Here is a 19,238-nt window from a genome sequence, read left to right on the forward strand (position 1 = left end):
CTCCTCCGTTTGCGGAAGTTTTTGTTTCGTTATCGCCGTCGTGCCCACGGTCGCTGCTCAAGCGTCGCGAGGCCCGGCAAGCAGCGTCATGGCGTAGTCGGTACGGACATCGTTTGCAGCAACCATCTTTCCAACGACCCAGTCGATATCCACGCCGGCCGCACCCGCGGACATCGCGATATTGCGCGCGTGAAGCGCCATGTGCCCGCGCTGGATACCTTCGGTGGAGAGCGCGCGCAGCGCGCCCATGTTTTGCGCGAGGCCGACGGCCACAGCAATCTCGCCGAGATCCTGAGCCGAGTGCACGTCCATGATCTTGAGGGCGAGCCGCGCGAGCGGATGGGTTTTGGTGGCGCCGCCGACGAGACCCACGGGCATCGGCATCTCGATGGTGCCTACCAGATCACCGTTACCCGCTCTTTCCCACGTGGTCAGCGATGTATATCGACCGTTCCGGCACGCATACGCATGCGCGCCCGCTTCGACCGCGCGCCAGTCGTTACCCGTTGCGACGATCACCGGATCAATGCCGTTCATGATCCCTTTGTTATGCGTCGCGGCGCGGTACGGATCGATGGCCGCGAACAAACAGGCATCAATCACGCCTTCGATCACCTGCTCGCCCGAATACTCCCTGGTCGTCAGCGTCTCGGCGGAGTAACGAACTTGCGCGCGGGCGAGGCGCAGATCGGCGAGGTTCGACAAGATGCGCAGGCGAACTTTACCGCCCGTGATCTCCTCCATGCGTCCCGCCACGGACTCCGCCATCGTATTGACGGTGTTCGCGCCCATTGCATCGCGTACATCGACGATCAGGTGCGCCACCACCATCGCCCCGCGAGGCGTTTCGGGAAACACGTGAACCTCGATGTCCTTGCAACCTCCGCCGAGACCGATCAGCACCTTGTCGCGGCTATTCGCCAGCTGGATCAGTTCTTCCTTGTGCTTGAGGATCGACAAACGCGCGCCGTAAGGATCGCTCACGCCGATGATCTGCACTTGCGCACGCATCAGCGGCGCGGTGCTCGACGTGATGAAACCGCCGCCCTCGCGCGCCATCTTTGCCATGAACGAAGCTGCGGCGACTATCGAAGGTTCCTCCACTGCCATGGGCACGAGCACGTCGCGCCCGTTGATCTGGAAGTAGCCGGCTACGGCCATGGGCAACTGGAACGTCCCGATCACGTTCTCGATCATGCCGTTGGCGGTTTCCAGCGAAAGTGCATCGGCGTTGCCAAGCAACGCATGGTCGGCGTCGCTCAGATTTGCTGCCTCGGCAATGTGCTTCAGACGCTGCGCCGGCGACAGCCCGCGAAAATTCGGCAACTTTGAATCGATGTTCACTCGCAATGCTCCTTGGCTTTCGCTGTTATTCATTCGCCCCTCGCGTCCCTGCTTGCGGAAGTGGCTGGATCGAGCGAATAATAGGCCGGCTGTACCCTATTAAAAGGCACACTTATCCAAGACAGCGACCTCACTGTACCCAGAACAATTCAGTCGGACACGGAGCAATCAGGATCATGCAACGCGAAAAGACGGGCCTGCCTCGCTCCATCGCAGACAATTTGGCCAGACAGATCAAAGACGGCCTGCTTCAGGCTGGCGCCAAATTGCCATCGATTAGGGAATACGCTGAGGGGAACGGTTGCTCGAAGAACACCGTCATCAGCGCCTTTGACATCCTGACGGCAAGCGGCCTGATCGAACCGAAGCGAGGGTCGGGATTTTTCGTGTCACGTTCGGTCGACGTACAGCCGGTCGGAGAAGAACCCACCACGCTGGACCGGGCTATGGATGTTGTCTGGCTGATGCGTGAACAGCTGCAGAACAAGCCCGAGTTTCTTAACCTGGGCGAAGGATTTCCGCCGGTTGAGTGGCTGGAAGAAACGCGTCTGGATCAATTCCATCAGCGTGTGGTCCGGACCGGCGTGGGTTCGCTGTTTCGATACGGCAGCCGCTTCGGATATCTGCCGTTGCGCCAGCATCTTCAGCAGAAGCTGGCCGCGTATGAGATTGAAGCCGCGCCCACGCAGATCGTGCTCACGCACGGCGCGAATCAGGCGATGGACATGGTGCTGCGATATTTCGTGCGTCCGGGCGACACCGTACTCGTCGACGACCCCGGTTATTACCCGCTGTTCGGGAAGTTGAAGTTGAGCGGAGCGAACATGGTCGGCGTGCCAAGAGAGATTGATGGCCCTGACATCGCGGTGCTCGAGGAGCACTTGAAAACCTATCGGCCGAAACTTTTTTTCACGCAATCAGTGGGACACAATCCGACCGCGACCGACACGAGCGCCGCGAAGGCGCATCGCATACTCCGGCTGGCCGAAACCTACGATCTCACGATTGTCGAAAACGATGCGCTCGCCGACCTGAAACCACGCTCGCTTACGCGCATCTCGACGCTGGATCAATTGCGCCGGACGATTTATATCGGCAGTTTCGCGAAGTCGGTATCCGCCGCGTTGCGCGTGGGCTTTCTTGCTTGCGACCCGGCGCTGGCAAGCGATCTCGCCGATGTAAAAATGCTGACGCACGTGAGCAGTTCGGAGTATTGCGAGCGCACGCTGGAGGCCATTCTCAGCGATGGCCACTTCCTGCGTCACACCAATCATATGCAGGAGAAACTTCGACGGGCGACCGAAGCGGGGGTCAACGCGCTTCACGCATTGGGCGCGACGATCTATAAGGTCAGCGAACAGAGCCTCTATCTTTGGGCAGCGCTGCCGCATTGCGAGGACTCGATCAAGTTTGCGCAAGCGATGCTCGCGCAATCCGTCATTCTCGCGCCGGGGACGGTCTTTTCGCCTCACGCGGAAAGCGTTTCGCCGTACTGCCGGTTTAACGTCGCGTATCTGAAGGATCCTCGATTTGCGGCCGCGCTCAAAGCACTCGGCTGAGGCGTAGGCACCTCGCTGCTCCCTCGGCGCATTCTGTCGAAAGCAAAAAAAGCCCAACTATGAGTTGGGCGAATTCCATCGGGATCGGAGCGACCCGCTGGAGGAGGTGCTGTTCGTAGATTCGTTAATTCGTTGATTCGATATGGCTAAGTGAATTGAATGAGCGCGCAAGATCACCACGCGCTCACGAACTCTCTTCGAAGCATTTTTCCAAGCCGCCATCGTTTCTGCGCGGCTTGATATTGCGAGCGGCTAACGTCGATTAATGGCGGGAGTAGATCGACGTGCCGTTGTCATTCAAAATTGGGCTCACGACTGCGTGGCCACCCGATGCGGACGTGCCATCGCTTACACCGCCGTAGCTGTTGGCAGCGCCGTTTTGCGCAGACACACGCGCTTCGGCAGCCTGAACGTCAGCCGGGTAATACGGGTCATCGCGACCGGGTTGATAGCCCGCCTTTTCAAGCTGGACCAGTTGGGCCTTTACTTCGGCGCGAGTAACGGGCGCGTTCGATTGCGCGAAAGACGACACGGCCGGGATAGCGAGCGCTGCAGCAACAATAAGCGATTGAACGAGTTTCATGACCTACCTCCGAATCTTGATTTTCGCCGCGAACAACCCTGTTCGCGTTTCAGTGGTTCAAGTGTAGGTAAATGCACGCTTAAGATTAATAGCAGACTGCGCAAGGGATTATTGTTGATTTAGTGTAAACCCTAGCTAATTGAAAGGGAGCCGAGAATGTCGCCATACAAGGGGCCGACGGTCAGCGAACGGCTCCTTTACCGGCAGCGCCGTGTATGGGGCCGGCGCGTTCTTCAATTGCACGCCGAACGGGGTCGCGCAGTCCGAGAAAGAACGCCAGCTCCGCGACGATGAAGAGCGGCCCCACCGCCAGCCCGATGACATCGTCTACGAAAGCCGGCTTGCTGCCTTCGAAATAGTGCCCTATGAACTGGATGACCCAGCCGATAAAAAACAGTCCCAGTCCCCAGGCAAGCCAAGATGCGGTTGTCTGCATCGCGAGCAGCTTTCCCGCCCACACGCTCAGCGCGAGCAAAATGGTCATCAGGATTCCGAACCGCAGGTCGAGCCGAAGATAGAACACGGCGACTGCCGCGGCGAGCAGCATTGCCGGCGACACGCTCAGCGTGCCCGTCACGCCGAGCGCCGGACGGGCGAGTAGCGTGGCGACCGCGACCACGATCAATGGAATGCCGATGAGATGCGAAACGATATTGCGCGAGTCGCGGTGATACACCGCGTACTGTCCAAGCTGGTCAACCAGGGATTTCATAGAGTGCTCTCCGATTCATCGTGAACGGCATGGCTTAGCGTACGCGATGACGGCTTTAACGCGCATTCGTGTTTGCGCCGATACCCTCAGTTGATTCCCCCCTTCTTATTACCTTCGGCGCCTTTCAATCGTTGACTTCCCGGCTCTGAATACTTTATTCTATATAGAGATAAGCTTATATGTAAAAGTAATATAGCGGAGTTTTTCGAGGTAATAAGGCAATGTTGTTCCGGCAATTTTTCGATGGCCAGTCAAGCACCTACACCTACGTGCTTGCCTCTCGGGCAGGTGGGGAAGCGCTTATCATCGATCCCGTAAAAGAGCAGCTCGACCAATATCTGAAAGTGATCGAGCAGCTGGATCTGCGGCTGGTTCATGCCATTGACACCCACACCCATGCCGATCACATCACGGCGCTTGGCGACCTTCGCGATGCCACGCAGTGCACGACGATCATGGGTGAGATGTCGAAGGCGCATTGCGTATCGCAGCATGTGCGTGAAGATGAAATCCTGCGTATCGACGGCATCGCGCTACGCGCGCTCTATACGCCCGGCCACACCGATGAATCGTTCAGCTTCGTCTTGAACCCTTCGGCACCGCAAGCCGTTTTCACCGGCGATGTCCTGCTCATTCGCGGCAGCGGACGAACTGATTTTCAGGGCGGCGACGCGCATCGGTCGTGGGATTCGATCGTCAACAAACTGTTCAAGCTACCCGACGAAACCACGCTCTACCCGGCTCACGATTACAAGGGATGGACCGCGTCGAGCATCGGTGAGGAGAAGCACTTCAATCCAAGACTCGCGGGGAAAACCGAGAGCGAATACGTGGCAATCATGAAGGGCTTGAATCTTCCGAGCCCCAAGATGATGGATGTCGCCATCCCCGCGAACCTGGCATGCGGTCAGCCATCGACGCCCGCAACGCGCCAGGGCTGATCGATGACCCTTCATGCTTCCGCTGCCGTGACGCAAGCAATCGCAGCGGTGCTCTGCGGCGGTTTCGTCAGCTTCTCGCTTGGCCTCGTCGGTGGGGGCGGTTCGATCCTCGCCGTGCCGCTGATCCTCTACGTAGTCGGTGTCCAGAACCCGCACATCGCGATCGGGACCGCGGCGTTGGCGGTCGCGGCCAGCGCCTACATCAACATGATTCCGCACGCGCGCGCCGGGCATGTCCGTTGGGGACCCGCCTTCGCGTTCGCGGCGAGCGGCGTGCTTGGCGCAATGCTGGGTTCGAGCATCGGCAAACTGGTCGACGGCCAGAGGCTTTTGACTTATTTTGCGTTCCTGATGTGCTTCGTCGCGTTCCTCATGCTCCGGCCGCGCCCCTCGGCCACGGCCGTTGCCGGCGCTTACCCGACGCCTTATCCGCGGTTATGCGGAACGGGATTGGGTGCAGGAAGCTTGTCCGGATTTTTCGGGATCGGCGGAGGTTTCCTGGTCGTCCCGGGCCTGATGTTCGCCGGTCGAATGCAGATCGTCGATGCAATCGGCACGTCGCTATTCGCGGTCGGCTCGTTTGGTTTGACAACAGCGATCAACTACTCGCTGTCGGGTCAAGTCGACTGGCTGGTTGCGGCGGAATTTATCGGCGGTGGCGTGGTTGGCGGGTTATTGGGCACTCAGGCGGCCTGTCGCCTCGCACGAAAGCGTGGCGCGCTGAATCGCGTTTTCGCCGCGATGATTATTTCGGTCGCAACCTATATGCTCTATCACTCGTGGCAGGCGCGATAACTTTCGGAGCGCTGACACTGAATCAACTCAAACTCTTAATCGATGCAGGCAAGTCATGACGCAAGCTAAGTTCGCTCCGGGAAGTCCTGTCATCGAGGAATTTGGACAAGCGCATTGGATCGACGGCGCGGTTCACCTGCCGGACGCGAATGCGACATACCGGATCGTTTTTTCGGTCAGCGCGCCAGGCAAGAAGCCCGAGGCGCCTAATGCGGGACTCGAGCGCGTCGCGCGCGCCGTGAACTTGTACTGCATGTCCGGGGTGACGCCGGATCGGCTTCACTGTGTCGCGGTTATCCACGGCGAAGCGACATCGAGTGTCTTGAACGACTCGCCATACCAGGCCGCCCATTCACGGCCAAATCCGAATGCGCGCCTCATCGGAGCGCTGCAAGCCGCAGGCGTTGAAATATCGGTTTGCGCGCAGGCGCTAATCGCCAATGGTTTCCCGCAAGATGCCCTTCTTCCCGGCGTGACGCGCTCACTTTCTGCGCTCACGACCATTACCCTTTTGCAAAAAGATGGATATAGCTTGATGCCGTTGTAGATGGCAAGAAGCATGAGGTTGAAATTGAATATAGGTCCGGTCGCGTTACCGCTGCACCCGCTGATTTTCTTGTTGAGTATTGCAGTAGCGTTACTTGTTGCGCAGTTCGCGAGTCATGGCGAGCCGAAACTTCAACGGGTAATTTTCACCAGCGTATGGGTCGGATTGCTCGTCGCGCGTTTATCGTTTGTCATTCGCTTTTTCCCTGACTTCCAGGACAACTTCCTGAAGATGTTCGATATCCGCGATCTCGGGTTCGACTTTATCGCGGGGATCCTGGCCGGGCTTTGCGTGGCTGCGCGGTTCTTCTTTCGTTTACCGTCGATGCGGAAACCGCTGGTCATCGCGGTATCGTCAGGCGTGCTGGTATGGGGCGTCGCGAATGCTGCCATCGATTTTTATAGAACACCTGAGACCATTCCTTCGATTGCGTTGATGGATCGCGACGGCGATCAACAAGCGCTCACCACAGGCGACGGCCGCCCGACCGTGGTCAATCTCTGGGCGTCATGGTGCGGCCCATGCCAGTCTGAAATGCCGGTGCTCGCGCGCGCACAAATTGACCATCCCGGCGTCAATCTCGTGTTTGTCAACCAGGGCGAAACCGCGAGTCATGTGGATAGTTATCTTGAGTCTCATGACCTGCATATCCAGAATTCCCTACTTGATCCCGCGCACGCAGTGGCGAAAGCCGTGGGTGCTATCGGCTTTCCGACCACGCTTTTCTACGATGCAAACGGCCGGCTGTTATCGAAACACCTCGGCCCCTTCTCCAAAGCAACGTTCAATCAGGCGCTCAACACGTTTTATCCTTCGCCTTGAAGATGTTTTAGTCATTGACGCCGCTTTGCGGAAAGATCCGGATGATCCAATCGACGAAAGCCTTGATAGCCGCGCCCGCATTCCTCCCGTTCGGATAAACAATTGAAATGGGCACCGGCGCACTTCTCGCGCTTGCCAGAACCTCTTTCAGGCGCCCGGTTTCCAGATACGGCGACGCGACAAACTCCGACAACTGGATCAATCCCAGTCCCTCCAGGCCGCATTGCAAATACGCTTCTGTCTCATTGACGGCGAATCGGCTTGGCATGGTGACCGTGACATTCTCACCGTCCACCTTGAAGCGCCAGTCGAGCGGCCGGCCCGTCGCGTTCGCTATATAGTTGACCGCGCGATGATCGCTGAGCGACTCGACGGTATCAGGTTCACCGTACTCCTTAAGATATCGTGGCGCCGCGCAAGTCAACCAGTTCAGTTGGCCCAGCCTGCGTGCGGTCAACGTCGAGTCCGTCAGTTCGCCAGTGCGGATGACGCAATCGATACCATCGTAAATCAGGTCGACCGGGCGATCGCTAAGAACCAGCGTTAGTTCAATGCCGGGAAAAAGCTGTTCGAATTCCCGCAGCCGCGGCAGCACGATCGCGCGGCCTAATACGCCCGGCATACCCGCTCGTATTCGCCCGTGTGGAGTCGCCGCATCCGCTAACAGGCCGCTCTCTGCCTGCGCTATGTCCGAGAGGATCGCCCGGCACGACGCGTAATAACGCCCGCCTGCATCGGTGAGGCTGAGAGTCCGTGTACTTCGCCGAAGCAGCGGCATACCCAGATGCTTCTCGAGATTCTTGATGACCGTCGTGACCGATGACCGTGGCATTGACAAGGTCTGCGCCGCCTTGCTGAAGCTCTGCGTTTCGACGACCCGGGCAAAGGTTGTCATCGCTTGAAGTTTGTCCATGAACGGGCACGTGTCCGGTTCTATTGCGTCGTTTATTTCGTCGGTGACAGGCAGTTCGAAAACTGAATCGTTCGACATCGTTCGATGTGCGCGCGTTCTCATTTCAGTGACGGCGAACAATGCCGTGCACCCGCGCCACTAGACTTTCGAGTGTCCGGAGGATCTCCCCTTAAACCCACTGCGGAGAAATGAACCGGTGATAACGGGTCGCGTAAACACGCATCCGACAACTTCTCTCAAGCTAAAAAGGGTACTCGTATGTCGCATGCTAATTCTATTCTTGTCCTGGGTGCAGGCGAACTCGGCATGGCCATGTTGCGCAGTCTCGCGCGCCGCGCTACACCGGCAACAGGAATTTCAATCGCGGTTTTGCTGCGCCCATCGACCATCGATTCGCAGGATCTCGCCAAGCAAACAGACATTGCCGAGCTGCGGACGCTTGGGATCGAACTGGTCGCCGGTGATCTGGCGGCGCAATCGGAAGACTCGCTGGCTGCGGTTTTTGAACGCTTCCACACGGTCATCTCGTGCACGGGATTCGTGGGCGGCAGCGGCGTTCAGCGCAAGCTCGCCCGCGCAGCGCTGAAGGCGGGCGTGAAGCGATATTTCCCTTGGCAATTTGGCGTTGACTACGACGTTATCGGCCGTGACAGTCCGCAGGATCTGTTCGATGAGCAGCTCGACGTGCGCGACCTGCTGCGCTCGCAGAATCAGACGGAATGGGTGATCGTATCGACGGGCATGTTTACCAGCTTTCTCTTCGAACCGTCGTTCGGCGTGGTGGATCTCGCGCAAAACACCGTGAACGCGTTGGGAAGCTGGGACAACGGCGTGACCGTGACAACCGCCGGCGACATTGGCGCGCTGACCACCGAGATTGTGTTCGCGGAGCCGCGTATCGTGAATCAGATTGTGTATATCGCGGGCGATACCGTGACTTACCGTCAACTCGCCGATTCAATCGATAAACTACTGGACCTGAATGTCCGTCGCACCGAGTGGAGCGTGCCGGAATTGAAACGCGAACTGGCCGATGATCCGGAGAATTCGATCAAGAAATATCGCGCGGTATTCGCCGAAGGGAAAGGCGTAGCGTGGGACAAGTTGCAGACGTTCAATGCCCAACGCGGCATTGCGGCTTGCGGGCTCGAAGACTGGATGCGCGCTAATCTTGTGGCGCGCGAAAGCGTTGCCGGTCAGTCATAAGCTCAACCGTACTGCCGGGGCCTTAGATCCGCTGAAGCACGAGCCAGCGGATCGGGTCTGGGCAGCACGAAAAACCTCACGGCCGCTACGCGTCCACCGTCCGCGCACTCAGGATGCGCGACAGGTTAATTTCGATCCAGTCCGCCAACGACGTCACCTGGCGCGCGACCTCCTCCCCCAGCGGCGTCAGCCGATAGTCAACATGCGGCGGCACTTCGTCATACACAGTGCGAATCACGAAGCCATCGGCGGCCAGCCACTGCAGCGTCTGCGCGAGCATCTTTTCGCTCACGCCATCGACCTTCCGGCGCAGATCGCTGAAACGGCAAGTCTGCTCGAGCAGCACCATCAACACGAGAACACCCCATCGGCTCGTGACGTGCTTCAGCACTTCCCGCGACGGGCAGTCCGCTGACAGCAATTCGCCGCGACGCAACATCGCCGATAACGGCACACCGTCCTGAGCCAAATCAACATTTGAATCCATGGATACTTACCTTCGCGTACGTACTTACGAAAAGTTAGTTTATCCGATACGGTACGGCTTCGGTCCCATTTATTCCAGGAGTTTGATCATGATCGTCGTTACCGGAGCCAACGGCCAACTCGGCCGGCTCGTTATCAAAGCGTTGTTGAAGACCCAATCGGCAGGTGACATTGTTGCGGCGGTGCGCAGTCCGGAGAAGGCGGCGGATCTCGCCGCGCTCGGCGTCCAAGTCCGTCGCGCTGACTACAACGAACCCGCCACGCTCGACGCCGCCTTCAAGGGCGCGGACAAAGTGTTGCTGATTTCATCGAGTGAAATTGGCCGGCGCGCAGTCCAGCATCGCGCGGCAATCGATGCCGCGAAGCGCAATGGCGTGCGATTGATCGGGTACACCGGTGTGCTGCGCGCCGATACGTCGCCGCTTGGATTAGCCGATGAACATCGCGAGACGGAAGAAGCACTGCGCGCATCGGGCGTACCGTTCGTTTTGCTACGTAACGGCTGGTACACCGAGAACTACCTCCGAAGCCTCGCCGCTGCGCTCGAACACGGCGCGATCCTCGGCGGCGCGGGCGACGGCAAGATTTCATCGGCCGCGCGGGCGGACTATGCGGAAGCGGCAGCGCTCGCGATGACTCGTGATGCGCAGGCTGGGCGCGTTTATGAACTGGCCGGCGATTCCGCCTACACCCTCACCGAGCTCGCAGCCGAAATAACGCGGCAGTCGGGCAAGAAGGTCGAATACCAGAATCTGTCCGAGGCGGACTATAAGGCGGCGCTGGTCGGTATCGGGTTACCGGAAGTGATGGCTGCGCTGCTGTCGGACTCGGATGCGGCTACATCGAACGGCGCGCTCTTCGACGATGGTCGGCAGTTGAGCCAACTCCTCGGCCGGCCGACGACGCCGCTGGCTACCGTAGTGGCCGAAGCGCTCGCGGCGTGATCGCCAGTCTCTTGTAGTTGGTAGCGATGGCGCGTGTCGGATAGTCAATGGAACCGACACGCGCCGATGGTTCAATGTGTCGGCGGCGTTGCATTGCCTTTCAGCTTTTACTACCCGGCCAGCATGACAAGGAATGCCCATCTCTCACACCCGGCCGTATACTTATCAGATGTAGCGTTTTTTGTTGTCAAACAGCCTCTGCGCTGGTAGCCTCGCTCCAAGCTATTGAAACGAAAGCATAAATAACTCATGCCAGCCGCTTTACCATCGTCATCCATTCGCAATGCCGAAAACCGCGCCTCAATCAAGCGGCTTACTCGTGAGCATTTCGCGCTTTATCGCGGCTATCTGGATGGCGTTTCGGTCGAGCAACTGCACGCTACTTACGGCGATGCCACCACCGACCTCCGGGCGACTCGTCGTTTAATCGGCCTGTTGCGTGACACCCTGTCAGGTGCCGCCCGCCGTACCCGCGATGTCGAAGCCACGCATCTTCTGCGCCTGAGACCAGGCAGCATTCCCGATACACAACGGCTGGCGGCGAGCGAGATGCCATCGCTTGAGGCTTATCGGGAATCCGTCGATCCTGACGGTTTTCATAGCGAAGCCGAGCTGCTGGAGCTGTATCAGGCGGAGTTTTCTCAGGAGAGCACACCGGGCATTGATAGACGCACGACCCGCAATGCCCGCCTGCGCCGGCGCCAGATTGACGCCCTCGCCCGCATGGAAGCCAGCCTGGTCCAGGCTCCGCAGCCCGGCCACCCGGTCGCGAGCTGGCTCGAACCAGCAATTGCCGGCCGTCTTCAGCACACGGGTATTCATACGCTCGGCGATTTGCTCGGATTCATCGAGACGCGCGGCCACCGTTGGTATGCAAGTGTGGCGCGCGTCGGGCCAAAGGCGGCTCGCCGGATTGTTGACTGGCTTGCTCTTCACGCCGATTCACTCCGTCACACGCTGTCCAGACGCGCGCTCATTCCCCGCCGACGCTTGTTGCAGGGCGATCCGACGCTCGTCCGGCCGCGCGAGAATGGCATCGTGCCGATCGAATCACTGGCTGTACCCGCGGAAATGGACGGTTCTGCCGGCACCAACCGGGCGCAAAACCACCGTTCTTCGTGCCCGCTGGACACGGATTTGCAAGCAATCGACACGTGGCTCGCCACTCGGCAGCACAGTCCGCACACCGCTCGCGCCTACCGCCGGGAGGCGGAGCGCCTGCTGTTGTGGGCAATCAACGAGAAGAAGAAAGCGCTGTCGTCGCTGGATCACGCCGACTGCGCGGGGTATATCGAGACGTTTCTGGCCGATCCGCAACCAGCCGCACGCTGGGTCGGACGGGCGAAAATCGAGCGGACTCATCTCGATTGGCGACCGTTCATCGGCTCCCTTTCTAATCGCAGCCGGGAAACCGCGCGGGCAATTCTTCACGCGATGGGCCAGTGGCTGGTCGAGCAGAACTATTGGGCGCGCAATCCTTTTTCGACTGTCGCGGCAGTGGAAATCGGCGCGCGGATCGACGTTTCAGGGCGCTCTCTCAACCACGGGGAGTGGCAGAGCGTGGTCCAGGCGGCCTCTCGCGACCAGTACTCTCAACGGGGTTTGCGTGATTATCTGGCGCTGAATCTCGCGTACTCGACCGGGCTCCGGCGGGCGGAATTAGCGGACGCAACAACCGGCCGCCTGATTCGACCCACGCTGGAGAACGACTTGGAGCCCTGGCCTGACGGCGCATCGGCTAGCGCGTGGCAACTGACAGTGCCCGCAAAAGGCCGTGCGGCTCGAACTGTTCCGGTCTCATCAGCGGTAATGGAATTGGTTTTTGAGAGCCTGCGAGCCCGCGGTTTGCCCGTCGACCCCAGTGCCTGTCCGTCCGACACCCCTCTTCTTGCACACTTTCGCACCGGTAATTCGCTGACGCCCGACGGCATGGGACAGGTGTTCCGCCGGCTTTTCTCCTGGGTCGCTGTTCTTTCAACGCCGCAAAATCTGCTCGATTCACGTCGCTGTTTCAACGCGAGCACGCATTGGGTTCGCCACACTCACTCGCACCACGCGCTAGAACGCGGCACGGACTGCCGCGAAGTCCAAATTCGGCTCGGCCACGCTAGCCTGTCCACTACGCTTTTGTATGTGAAAACCCGTCGTCAGGGCGGGATTGCGAACGGTAAAAGCGGCATGTCGCCGACGCGCTGATAGCAACAAATCCCTCGCCGGCGCTTGAATCTACAGACCAAAAGCGCCGCCAAACCCTCGATTCGCCTCAAGTCTTTTCTCAGCTTTCTCCCCTAGGCCTAACAACCACGTGCCTTTGCGGCTTTCGGGCTCGGCAAAGTTTACTTGCGTTTACTCCGTATACCTCTTAGTCTTCGCTTACCGTCGGTTCTACCTTTTAAGGGAGAATCCACGTTTTTGGTAGAACCAGAGCCACCGGGAAGAACGCATGGATATTAACCTTTCGACGCCACCTATCGAGGTGACGCCGGACGACCTCGTCAATTTGGCGGCTCGCTCCGCGAAAATGCTCGAGCGAATTCGCACTCAAATGCTCCAGCCGTTCCCACGGAAGGTCGCCCCGGTGTTCCCGAGCGGCAAACTGCAGGAACTATGCGGCATCGACAAAGCTCGCTTCTCCTATCTGATCAAGAAAGGAGAGCTGCCGCAAGGCACCCAGGAAAAGCCGGGGGCCGCGCGACAATTTACGCTCGCCGAAACCATCGAGTGGGTTCGGGCGGAACGTAAGCCAAGACAACGTCCAGCGGGAAAAGACGGCAAAGTCATTGCGATCGGCAACTTCAAAGGCGGTGTGACCAAGACCACAACCTCCATGGTGCTGGCGCAGGGTTTGTCATTGCGTCACGGCCGCAAGGTTCTCCATATAGATATGGACCCGCAGGGCAGCGCGACCACGCTGTACGGGATCAACCCGCACGCGGAAATCAATGGCGACCAGACTATTTTGCCCTTGATTGAGGCTTACGTCAGTGGCGAATCCTTCGATATGAAGCATTTGCCCATGCAGACGTATTGGGAAAACCTTGACCTGATCCCGTCATCCACGGATTTGTTCAACGCTGAATTCATGCTGCCGGCGCGCGTTCACGCGTCGCCGAGCGCGAAGTTCTGGAACGTGCTGAACGACGGGCTCGCGGAACTCAAGCACGAGTACGACTACATCATCATCGATACCGCGCCCACGCTGAGTTACTTGACCATCAATGCGCTTTTTGCCGCCGATGGAGTCATCGTGCCGGTGATGCCGGACACGCTCTCGTTCGCGTCGATGGTCCAGTTCTGGTCGCTTTTCTCCGACATGGTCTCCGGCATGAAGCAGTTCGGCGAATCGGCCGATGAAGCCAAAGTGTTCGATTTCATCGACATCCTGGTGACGCGCATGCCGAACAAGGCGAATGCGTCCATCGTGCGGGACTGGGTCATTACGACTTACGGCGAGCGCGTCTTGCCCGTCGAAATCCCGGAAACCGACCTTGCCCGAACGACCACGAACGATTTTTCGACGGTGTACGACTTCCCGAACTATGACGGCAATGCCGCGACGCTTCGACGAATTCGCGTGCCGTATGACCAGGTCGTCGATCTGATCGACAGCAAGGTCTGTTACCTCTGGGACAAGGAGTAAGCATGTCTACAGCAGCGAAACAAAAGGCGAAGGCGGCAGGAATTCGACTCGATGACGACGGGATTGATGCACCTTCGGAACCGGTCGCACCGCGCACTGCGCCCGGGCAACTGATCGGTCTTCAAGGGCGCGTTCACAGCCAGCAGGCTGAAATTGACAAGCTGAAGCGGGCGCTGGAACAGCGAGCGCCCGGCAAGCTCCCGCTGAACAAACTTCACGAGATCCCGGGTCGTCGCCGACGCCTTACATCGTCGGAATACGCCGAGCTTAAAGCCAATCTGTCGGCATACCCCCTCGCGCAGCCTATAACGGTGCGCGAGCGTCACGACGGCGAGTACGACATCGTGGCTGGTCATAACCGGGCTTCGGTGTATCGGGAATTGGGCCGCACTGAGATTGACGGCATTGTGCTGGACATCGATGCGTCGATGGTTGAGTACGCCGCCTTCTTTTCCAATCTCTTGTCGCCTACTCTCTCGGACTTCGAGAAATTTTGGGGCTTCAAGTCGCTTCACGATTCCACCGGAATCACGAAGGAAGATTTGGCAAAAGCGGCAGGTATCAGTGACTCGCATGTCGGCCGGATCATGAAGTTTGATTTGCTGCCGGACGAATGCAAGGAACTGCTGGCAACTCGTCCCGAGCGTTTGGGAAGTAACGCTGCAGAGCAAATGGCGAAGGCAGTGGCGGAGGGCCGTGTCGACAAGGTTAAAGCAGCTATCGAGCGACTTTTAACCGACGACACATATACCCAAGCGCAAGCGGTTGCTTCGACGAAGCCGGATCGAGCGCCGCGCGAGAAGCACGAGCCTCTGATTATCAAACGCGGAGCCAAGAAGGTTTGCCAGATTTCGGCTCGAAACGGAGTGATTGGAGTGTCGTTCTCAGGCAAAGCGGCTGACGAAGCAGAGCAGTGGGCCGAACGAATTCACGCGTTTATCGAGTCGGAACTCGAAAAGCAGTGATCCCTAGTAGGGAACTGCTTTAAATCAATGACTTAGCGCACAGCACTCCAGTACCCGGAAGTCGCGAATCAAAACTCACGACTTCCCTAGTAGGGAACCGTTAAAAATCATGGACTTAACCAAAGAGCCACGAATGATCATGAACTGATTCGACTGCGGGAAAAACAAAAGCCTTCGGCGGGAACCGAAGGCTTTTGAGTAACCGGGCTTCGCTGTCGCTTGCCCACCGCTGCATTTCTCCGACGGGAATCGGATAAAGGCCCAACACCTCGAAGTGTAGCGGATAGCGATCGGCAGTCAAGCGTTTCTCTTCCATTTTGAAGAAATGGACGTGTGACATGCTTATCGCGCAACTTTCCGTTGCTGGCGAGGGGGACTTGTACCCTCTTCCACCCTCCGACGACTCCGTTGACATCGACCAAACCGCGCTGGATGAATTTCTCGCCGGTCAATCAAATCTCCCTTGGGTTGTATTTCGGGCCGCTTATCGTGCGGCAAACTTCCCGGCACTCCCTGCTCGAGCCCGAGCTGTGTTGGCCGCACTCGCACGCACGGTTGACGCCAATCGGCCGTACGCCGCCATATTCGCCCGCCGAGAGCTTTTGACGGGACGCGCCATGCAATCGATGCGCACGTTCTATCGAAGCCTGGATGACCTCGAAGTAGCCGGTCTGATTGAACGTGTGCCCCAGAAACGCTTTGGAACCGCAGGGTTGTTTGGGCGCGCCTATCTCCACCTCACGGAAAAGTCCGCGATCGTGCTGGGGTATATGTCTCCGCCAGCGGTGTCTCAGCCGTCCGCGTCTCAGCCGTCCATGGCGCAATCTTCCCCTTCCTCGCTTCCTGACGGATCAGCTGCACGCCTAGCTGATCCGTCTTCGCAGGACGATACGGCACTCAGCGCATCCAGCCATTCGTTTAGCCGGCCGTGTGTCACGGTGGCAGACGGAGCTATATATAAGGATCTATTCCCTAAGAATCAAAAGAGACAACCAGGAGAACTCCCAGCGGATCTCCAGCGCTTGCTGAGTTTGGGTTTTCGTCAATTTTTGATTTTTAAACTCATGCGAGAAGCGAAAGCGCAGGCAAAGCTGCTTTCAGACGTGGTCGAAGCGACCTGGGAGCATCTGAGAAATGCAAAGCGCCCCATAAGCTATCTTCGCGCTCTGCTGCGTTCACCGGTCGATTTTGGACATCAGATTCGCGCCAAGCAACTCGCTGCCGAACGACTGGCCGAGCAGAACGCGCAAGCCGCGAATATCGACGCCACTGTGCGTCAGTGCGGCGGCCACGTGTTTATCGATAAGGCAAACACTCGCCTCATCACGGTCGCAAGCGCAGCGGATTCGATCAGCGTCCACGACTACCGTGAAGCAAAGCCACGCATCTCGACCGGACAGTGGGCAGCGGCATTCGTCGCTGCGTTGAATGCAAGGGAAGTCATCCGGGCGACGCCCGATCAGATCAACGCATTCCGATTGAAGTGCGACGACAATCAGAATCACCCGCTCCAGGTAAACGCCACAATGCCGGGCGGACAAGCGGCGCCGCGGGCTAGAACATCGACGATCAACGATCGCCTGCGTGAGATGAAGAAGATACTTCGGGCCTCATGTGCCGGTGTTTCCCTGGACACTCGTGACGTGCAGCTTGACGTGAGTTCAGGACAAGGCCTGAAGGCGATTGGTTAATGGCGTGCTTCCTTTCGTTTCCTCGGCGTGATGGTCTGGGACGCTCTGCGCGATCACTGCACGAGGAGCATCGATCGATCAACGTCATCGGCGTGTAACGGGAACAGCAGCCGCATGAGACTTCACGGATGAAGGCTGCACATGTCCCTCGTGATTATTGGCGGAGCGCTTATGCAAGTCGCGTCGGGCGTGGTTAAACATCAAGCCGGCATGCAAGGGAGGATGTTCCGAAGCTACGGAATTTCCAAAAAATGGATGGAACAAAACCAGCGCGCACATGCCATGCCAAACCTACGAGTCGTGATTGTCAACGGAATAAAACTTGCAAAATCGCAACTAACGGTCAATCCTAAACGCATCCTTCGACTGTGACGTGCAACCTCAGCTATCAGCCGTCCGGCCCTATCCGCATTCAAACGCGTCCCCCGGCCACCTACAGCGCGCTAGAAAAGAGAAGTACGAGTCGGACGCCCAGCCGCCATCCGCACACACAAGCGCGAACGGGCCTACAAATCCGGGAATTGATTGGAGTTTTGCCCGAAGATACGGATGTCAGCTGAACCCACCAAAAGCCGACGTCACGATCATTCATTCAAACACGTCGCATCAAGTATCATGCGGGTGGGATCTTTGTCAGACGGGAATACAATAATGACAACCGAAATGGGTTTGGTGCGGCCCGAAACGCTGCGTCATCAAGTGGAGAATGTGCTTCGACAAGCCATCACGTCCGGGCGCTTCGCACCCGGCGCGCGGCTGATCGAACGCGAGTTGTGCGAGACGCTGGGCGTCAGCCGGACCTCGGTTCGGGAGGCGCTGCGCCGACTTGAAGCCGAAAAGCTGGTATGTAGCGTGCCGCATAAAGGGCCGGTCGTTGCTATTATGTCCAAGCAGGAGGCCACGGAGCTGTACGCAATCCGAGGTTTGCTCGAAGGATTCGCCGCCGGAGAATTCGCTCGAATTGCAGACGAAGCGGCCATCGCAGAATTCGGAGAAAAAGCGAAGGCCCTGCGAGCACAAGCACTGGCCGGCGACCAAGCAGGCGTGCTCAAGGCGAAGACCGAACTCTACGATGTCCTCCTCAATAACTGCGGCAACGCGCTGGTGAAAGAGATATTGATGAGCCAATACTCGCGGGTCAACCTGCTCCGCGCCACCTCATTGATGCACCCAGATCGCCTCCCAGCCAGTCTTCGTGAAATCGACAAACTATTCAAAGCGTTGAAGGCGCGGGACGCGGAAGGAGCCGCAGCAGCTGCGCGACTACATGTGGCAAATGCGGAGAAAGCAGCAATGCGGATGCTTGATGAAACGGCAGAAGGCCAAGAATAAAGGTTACAGGTTAGAGGGAGCTGACGATCGCCAGCTCCCAAATGGCAAAAGCCGCGCAACTTTGAACAAGGTTATGAAAGAGGCCGTTTCCAACGACAGTTGGAAACGGCCTCTTCCGTTCCAGAGTTGCGACTATCACCCACTGATACCACTGATCGCGCGTCGAAGCCACCCAATCATCACTAACTGCCTTTTCGTGCGTAAGGCAATCAAACCAGTTTCAAACTCGCCACCGCTCAATGACCGAAATAAATAGAATGCGTTCCGTCCGTTGGGGTAATCGACGAGCGCACGCCCGAATCTGACGTACCGCTCATCGAAGGACCATACGACGTAGCGGCAACGCCGCGCTCCGATTCCACGCGCTGCTCGGCGGCCTGAGCCTGGTTGGGATAAGTCGTACGATCAGCCGCAGGGTTATACCCCGCCTGCTCCATCTGCTGAAGGTCACTTTTCACCTGAGAACGCGTCACTTGCGTGTTGTCCTGAGCGAAGGCGAGCGCTGGAGCGGCGAGTGCTGAGGCGATAACAACGGCAGGAACAAAAGTCTTGAACATGATCGAACTCCCATGAAGTTTGCTAAGCGGATACATGCAAACTGCAGGCCAGGTCAGCGCTCGCTTAAGTTCTTCCCTCGATTTCATTTACTGGAAACAACAATGCGATCATTCTCATCGATTTGGACGCAGCTTCGTTGCGAGTGAGACAACAAATGACATACTTAGGATTGCAGATAATTGTCAAAATTTCCACCAGTA

At 58.1% G+C, this 19,238-nt stretch carries 20 protein-coding genes; 13 read left to right on the forward strand and 7 right to left on the reverse strand.

Annotated features, from left to right (window positions below; all coding sequences use genetic code 11):
* Positions 1-57: 57 nt before the first annotated feature.
* Positions 58-1,377 carry a hydroxymethylglutaryl-CoA reductase, degradative gene (locus ACMX25_RS18670; RefSeq protein ID WP_414951538.1) on the reverse strand — a complete coding sequence of 440 codons (1,320 nt, stop codon included), beginning with the start codon at positions 1,375-1,377 and terminating at the stop codon, positions 58-60.
* A gap of 143 nt (positions 1,378-1,520) precedes the next feature.
* On the opposite strand from ACMX25_RS18670, the gene ACMX25_RS18675 reads away from it, so the two are divergent.
* Positions 1,521-2,903: an aminotransferase-like domain-containing protein gene (locus ACMX25_RS18675; RefSeq protein WP_414951539.1), complete on the forward strand. Its 1,383-nt coding sequence runs from the start codon at positions 1,521-1,523 to the stop codon at positions 2,901-2,903.
* A gap of 262 nt (positions 2,904-3,165) precedes the next feature.
* Here ACMX25_RS18675 and ACMX25_RS18680 read toward each other — a convergent pair whose 3' ends face one another.
* Positions 3,166-3,486, reverse strand: a complete 321-nt coding sequence (locus ACMX25_RS18680; RefSeq protein ID WP_414951540.1) for a DUF4148 domain-containing protein — start codon at positions 3,484-3,486, stop codon at positions 3,166-3,168.
* A 181-nt stretch (positions 3,487-3,667) separates the two neighbouring features.
* Positions 3,668-4,198: an Mpo1 family 2-hydroxy fatty acid dioxygenase gene (locus ACMX25_RS18685; RefSeq protein WP_414951542.1), complete on the reverse strand. Its 531-nt coding sequence runs from the start codon at positions 4,196-4,198 to the stop codon at positions 3,668-3,670.
* A gap of 221 nt (positions 4,199-4,419) precedes the next feature.
* Between ACMX25_RS18685 and ACMX25_RS18690 the strand changes: the two genes are divergently transcribed.
* The 4 genes from ACMX25_RS18690 to ACMX25_RS18705 are packed head-to-tail and all read left to right on the forward strand — an operon-like array spanning position 4,420 to position 7,303.
* Positions 4,420-5,139 (forward strand): MBL fold metallo-hydrolase, encoded by a 720-nt coding sequence (locus ACMX25_RS18690; protein ID WP_414951543.1) that lies wholly within the window; start codon positions 4,420-4,422, stop codon positions 5,137-5,139.
* A 3-nt stretch (positions 5,140-5,142) separates the two neighbouring features.
* A complete protein-coding gene (locus tag ACMX25_RS18695) occupies positions 5,143-5,934 on the forward strand; it encodes a sulfite exporter TauE/SafE family protein (protein ID WP_414951544.1) in 792 nt (263 codons plus the stop codon).
* A 55-nt stretch (positions 5,935-5,989) separates the two neighbouring features.
* Positions 5,990-6,481, forward strand: a complete 492-nt coding sequence (locus tag ACMX25_RS18700) for a DsrE family protein (RefSeq protein ID WP_414951545.1) — start codon at positions 5,990-5,992, stop codon at positions 6,479-6,481.
* Between the two features lie 12 nt (positions 6,482-6,493).
* The gene (locus ACMX25_RS18705; RefSeq protein ID WP_414951546.1) at positions 6,494-7,303 is read left to right on the forward strand and encodes a prolipoprotein diacylglyceryl transferase family protein; all 810 of its coding nucleotides are present in this window, start codon (positions 6,494-6,496) and stop codon (positions 7,301-7,303) included.
* A gap of 7 nt (positions 7,304-7,310) precedes the next feature.
* Here ACMX25_RS18705 and ACMX25_RS18710 read toward each other — a convergent pair whose 3' ends face one another.
* Positions 7,311-8,216 carry a LysR family transcriptional regulator gene (locus ACMX25_RS18710; RefSeq protein ID WP_414951547.1) on the reverse strand — a complete coding sequence of 302 codons (906 nt, stop codon included), beginning with the start codon at positions 8,214-8,216 and terminating at the stop codon, positions 7,311-7,313.
* Positions 8,217-8,474: 258 nt separating this feature from the next.
* Here ACMX25_RS18710 and ACMX25_RS18715 point away from each other — a divergent pair, with 258 nt between their 5' ends.
* Complete coding sequence (locus ACMX25_RS18715) at positions 8,475-9,422, forward strand: aromatic alcohol reductase (protein ID WP_414951548.1); 948 nt, start codon at positions 8,475-8,477, stop codon at positions 9,420-9,422.
* An 85-nt stretch (positions 9,423-9,507) separates the two neighbouring features.
* Here ACMX25_RS18715 and ACMX25_RS18720 read toward each other — a convergent pair whose 3' ends face one another.
* Complete coding sequence (locus ACMX25_RS18720) at positions 9,508-9,909, reverse strand: winged helix-turn-helix transcriptional regulator (RefSeq protein WP_414951550.1); 402 nt, start codon at positions 9,907-9,909, stop codon at positions 9,508-9,510.
* An 88-nt stretch (positions 9,910-9,997) separates the two neighbouring features.
* On the opposite strand from ACMX25_RS18720, the gene ACMX25_RS18725 reads away from it, so the two are divergent.
* From ACMX25_RS18725 to ACMX25_RS18740, 4 genes are all read left to right on the forward strand, one after another.
* On the forward strand, positions 9,998-10,852 hold the full coding sequence (locus tag ACMX25_RS18725; RefSeq protein ID WP_414951551.1) for an SDR family oxidoreductase: 855 nt from the start codon (positions 9,998-10,000) through the stop codon (positions 10,850-10,852).
* A gap of 249 nt (positions 10,853-11,101) precedes the next feature.
* A complete protein-coding gene (locus ACMX25_RS18730; RefSeq protein WP_414951552.1) occupies positions 11,102-13,048 on the forward strand; it encodes a phage integrase family protein in 1,947 nt (648 codons plus the stop codon).
* A 247-nt stretch (positions 13,049-13,295) separates the two neighbouring features.
* Complete coding sequence (locus tag ACMX25_RS18735; RefSeq protein ID WP_414951554.1) at positions 13,296-14,492, forward strand: ParA family protein; 1,197 nt, start codon at positions 13,296-13,298, stop codon at positions 14,490-14,492.
* A gap of 2 nt (positions 14,493-14,494) precedes the next feature.
* On the forward strand, positions 14,495-15,457 hold the full coding sequence (locus ACMX25_RS18740; RefSeq protein ID WP_414951555.1) for a ParB/RepB/Spo0J family partition protein: 963 nt from the start codon (positions 14,495-14,497) through the stop codon (positions 15,455-15,457).
* Positions 15,458-15,572: 115 nt separating this feature from the next.
* Here the strand turns inward: ACMX25_RS18740 and ACMX25_RS18745 are convergent, their stop codons facing one another.
* Positions 15,573-15,797 carry a hypothetical protein gene (locus tag ACMX25_RS18745; protein ID WP_414951556.1) on the reverse strand — a complete coding sequence of 75 codons (225 nt, stop codon included), beginning with the start codon at positions 15,795-15,797 and terminating at the stop codon, positions 15,573-15,575.
* Here ACMX25_RS18745 and ACMX25_RS18750 point away from each other — a divergent pair.
* From ACMX25_RS18750 to ACMX25_RS18760, 3 genes are all read left to right on the forward strand, one after another.
* Complete coding sequence (locus ACMX25_RS18750; protein ID WP_414951557.1) at positions 15,796-17,148, forward strand: replication protein O; 1,353 nt, start codon at positions 15,796-15,798, stop codon at positions 17,146-17,148. The genes ACMX25_RS18745 and ACMX25_RS18750 overlap by 2 nt on opposite strands.
* A 141-nt stretch (positions 17,149-17,289) precedes the next feature.
* The gene (locus ACMX25_RS18755) at positions 17,290-17,520 is read left to right on the forward strand and encodes a hypothetical protein (RefSeq protein WP_414951558.1); all 231 of its coding nucleotides are present in this window, start codon (positions 17,290-17,292) and stop codon (positions 17,518-17,520) included.
* A 279-nt stretch (positions 17,521-17,799) separates the two neighbouring features.
* A complete protein-coding gene (locus ACMX25_RS18760; RefSeq protein WP_414951559.1) occupies positions 17,800-18,480 on the forward strand; it encodes a GntR family transcriptional regulator in 681 nt (226 codons plus the stop codon).
* Positions 18,481-18,716: 236 nt separating this feature from the next.
* Here ACMX25_RS18760 and ACMX25_RS18765 read toward each other — a convergent pair whose 3' ends face one another.
* Positions 18,717-19,037 (reverse strand): DUF4148 domain-containing protein, encoded by a 321-nt coding sequence (locus tag ACMX25_RS18765; RefSeq protein ID WP_414951560.1) that lies wholly within the window; start codon positions 19,035-19,037, stop codon positions 18,717-18,719.
* Positions 19,038-19,238: the final 201 nt, after the last annotated feature.

The sequence above is a fragment of the Caballeronia eucalypticola genome (genome assembly GCF_047608185.1).
In the GTDB taxonomy this organism is placed as follows: domain Bacteria; phylum Pseudomonadota; class Gammaproteobacteria; order Burkholderiales; family Burkholderiaceae; genus Caballeronia.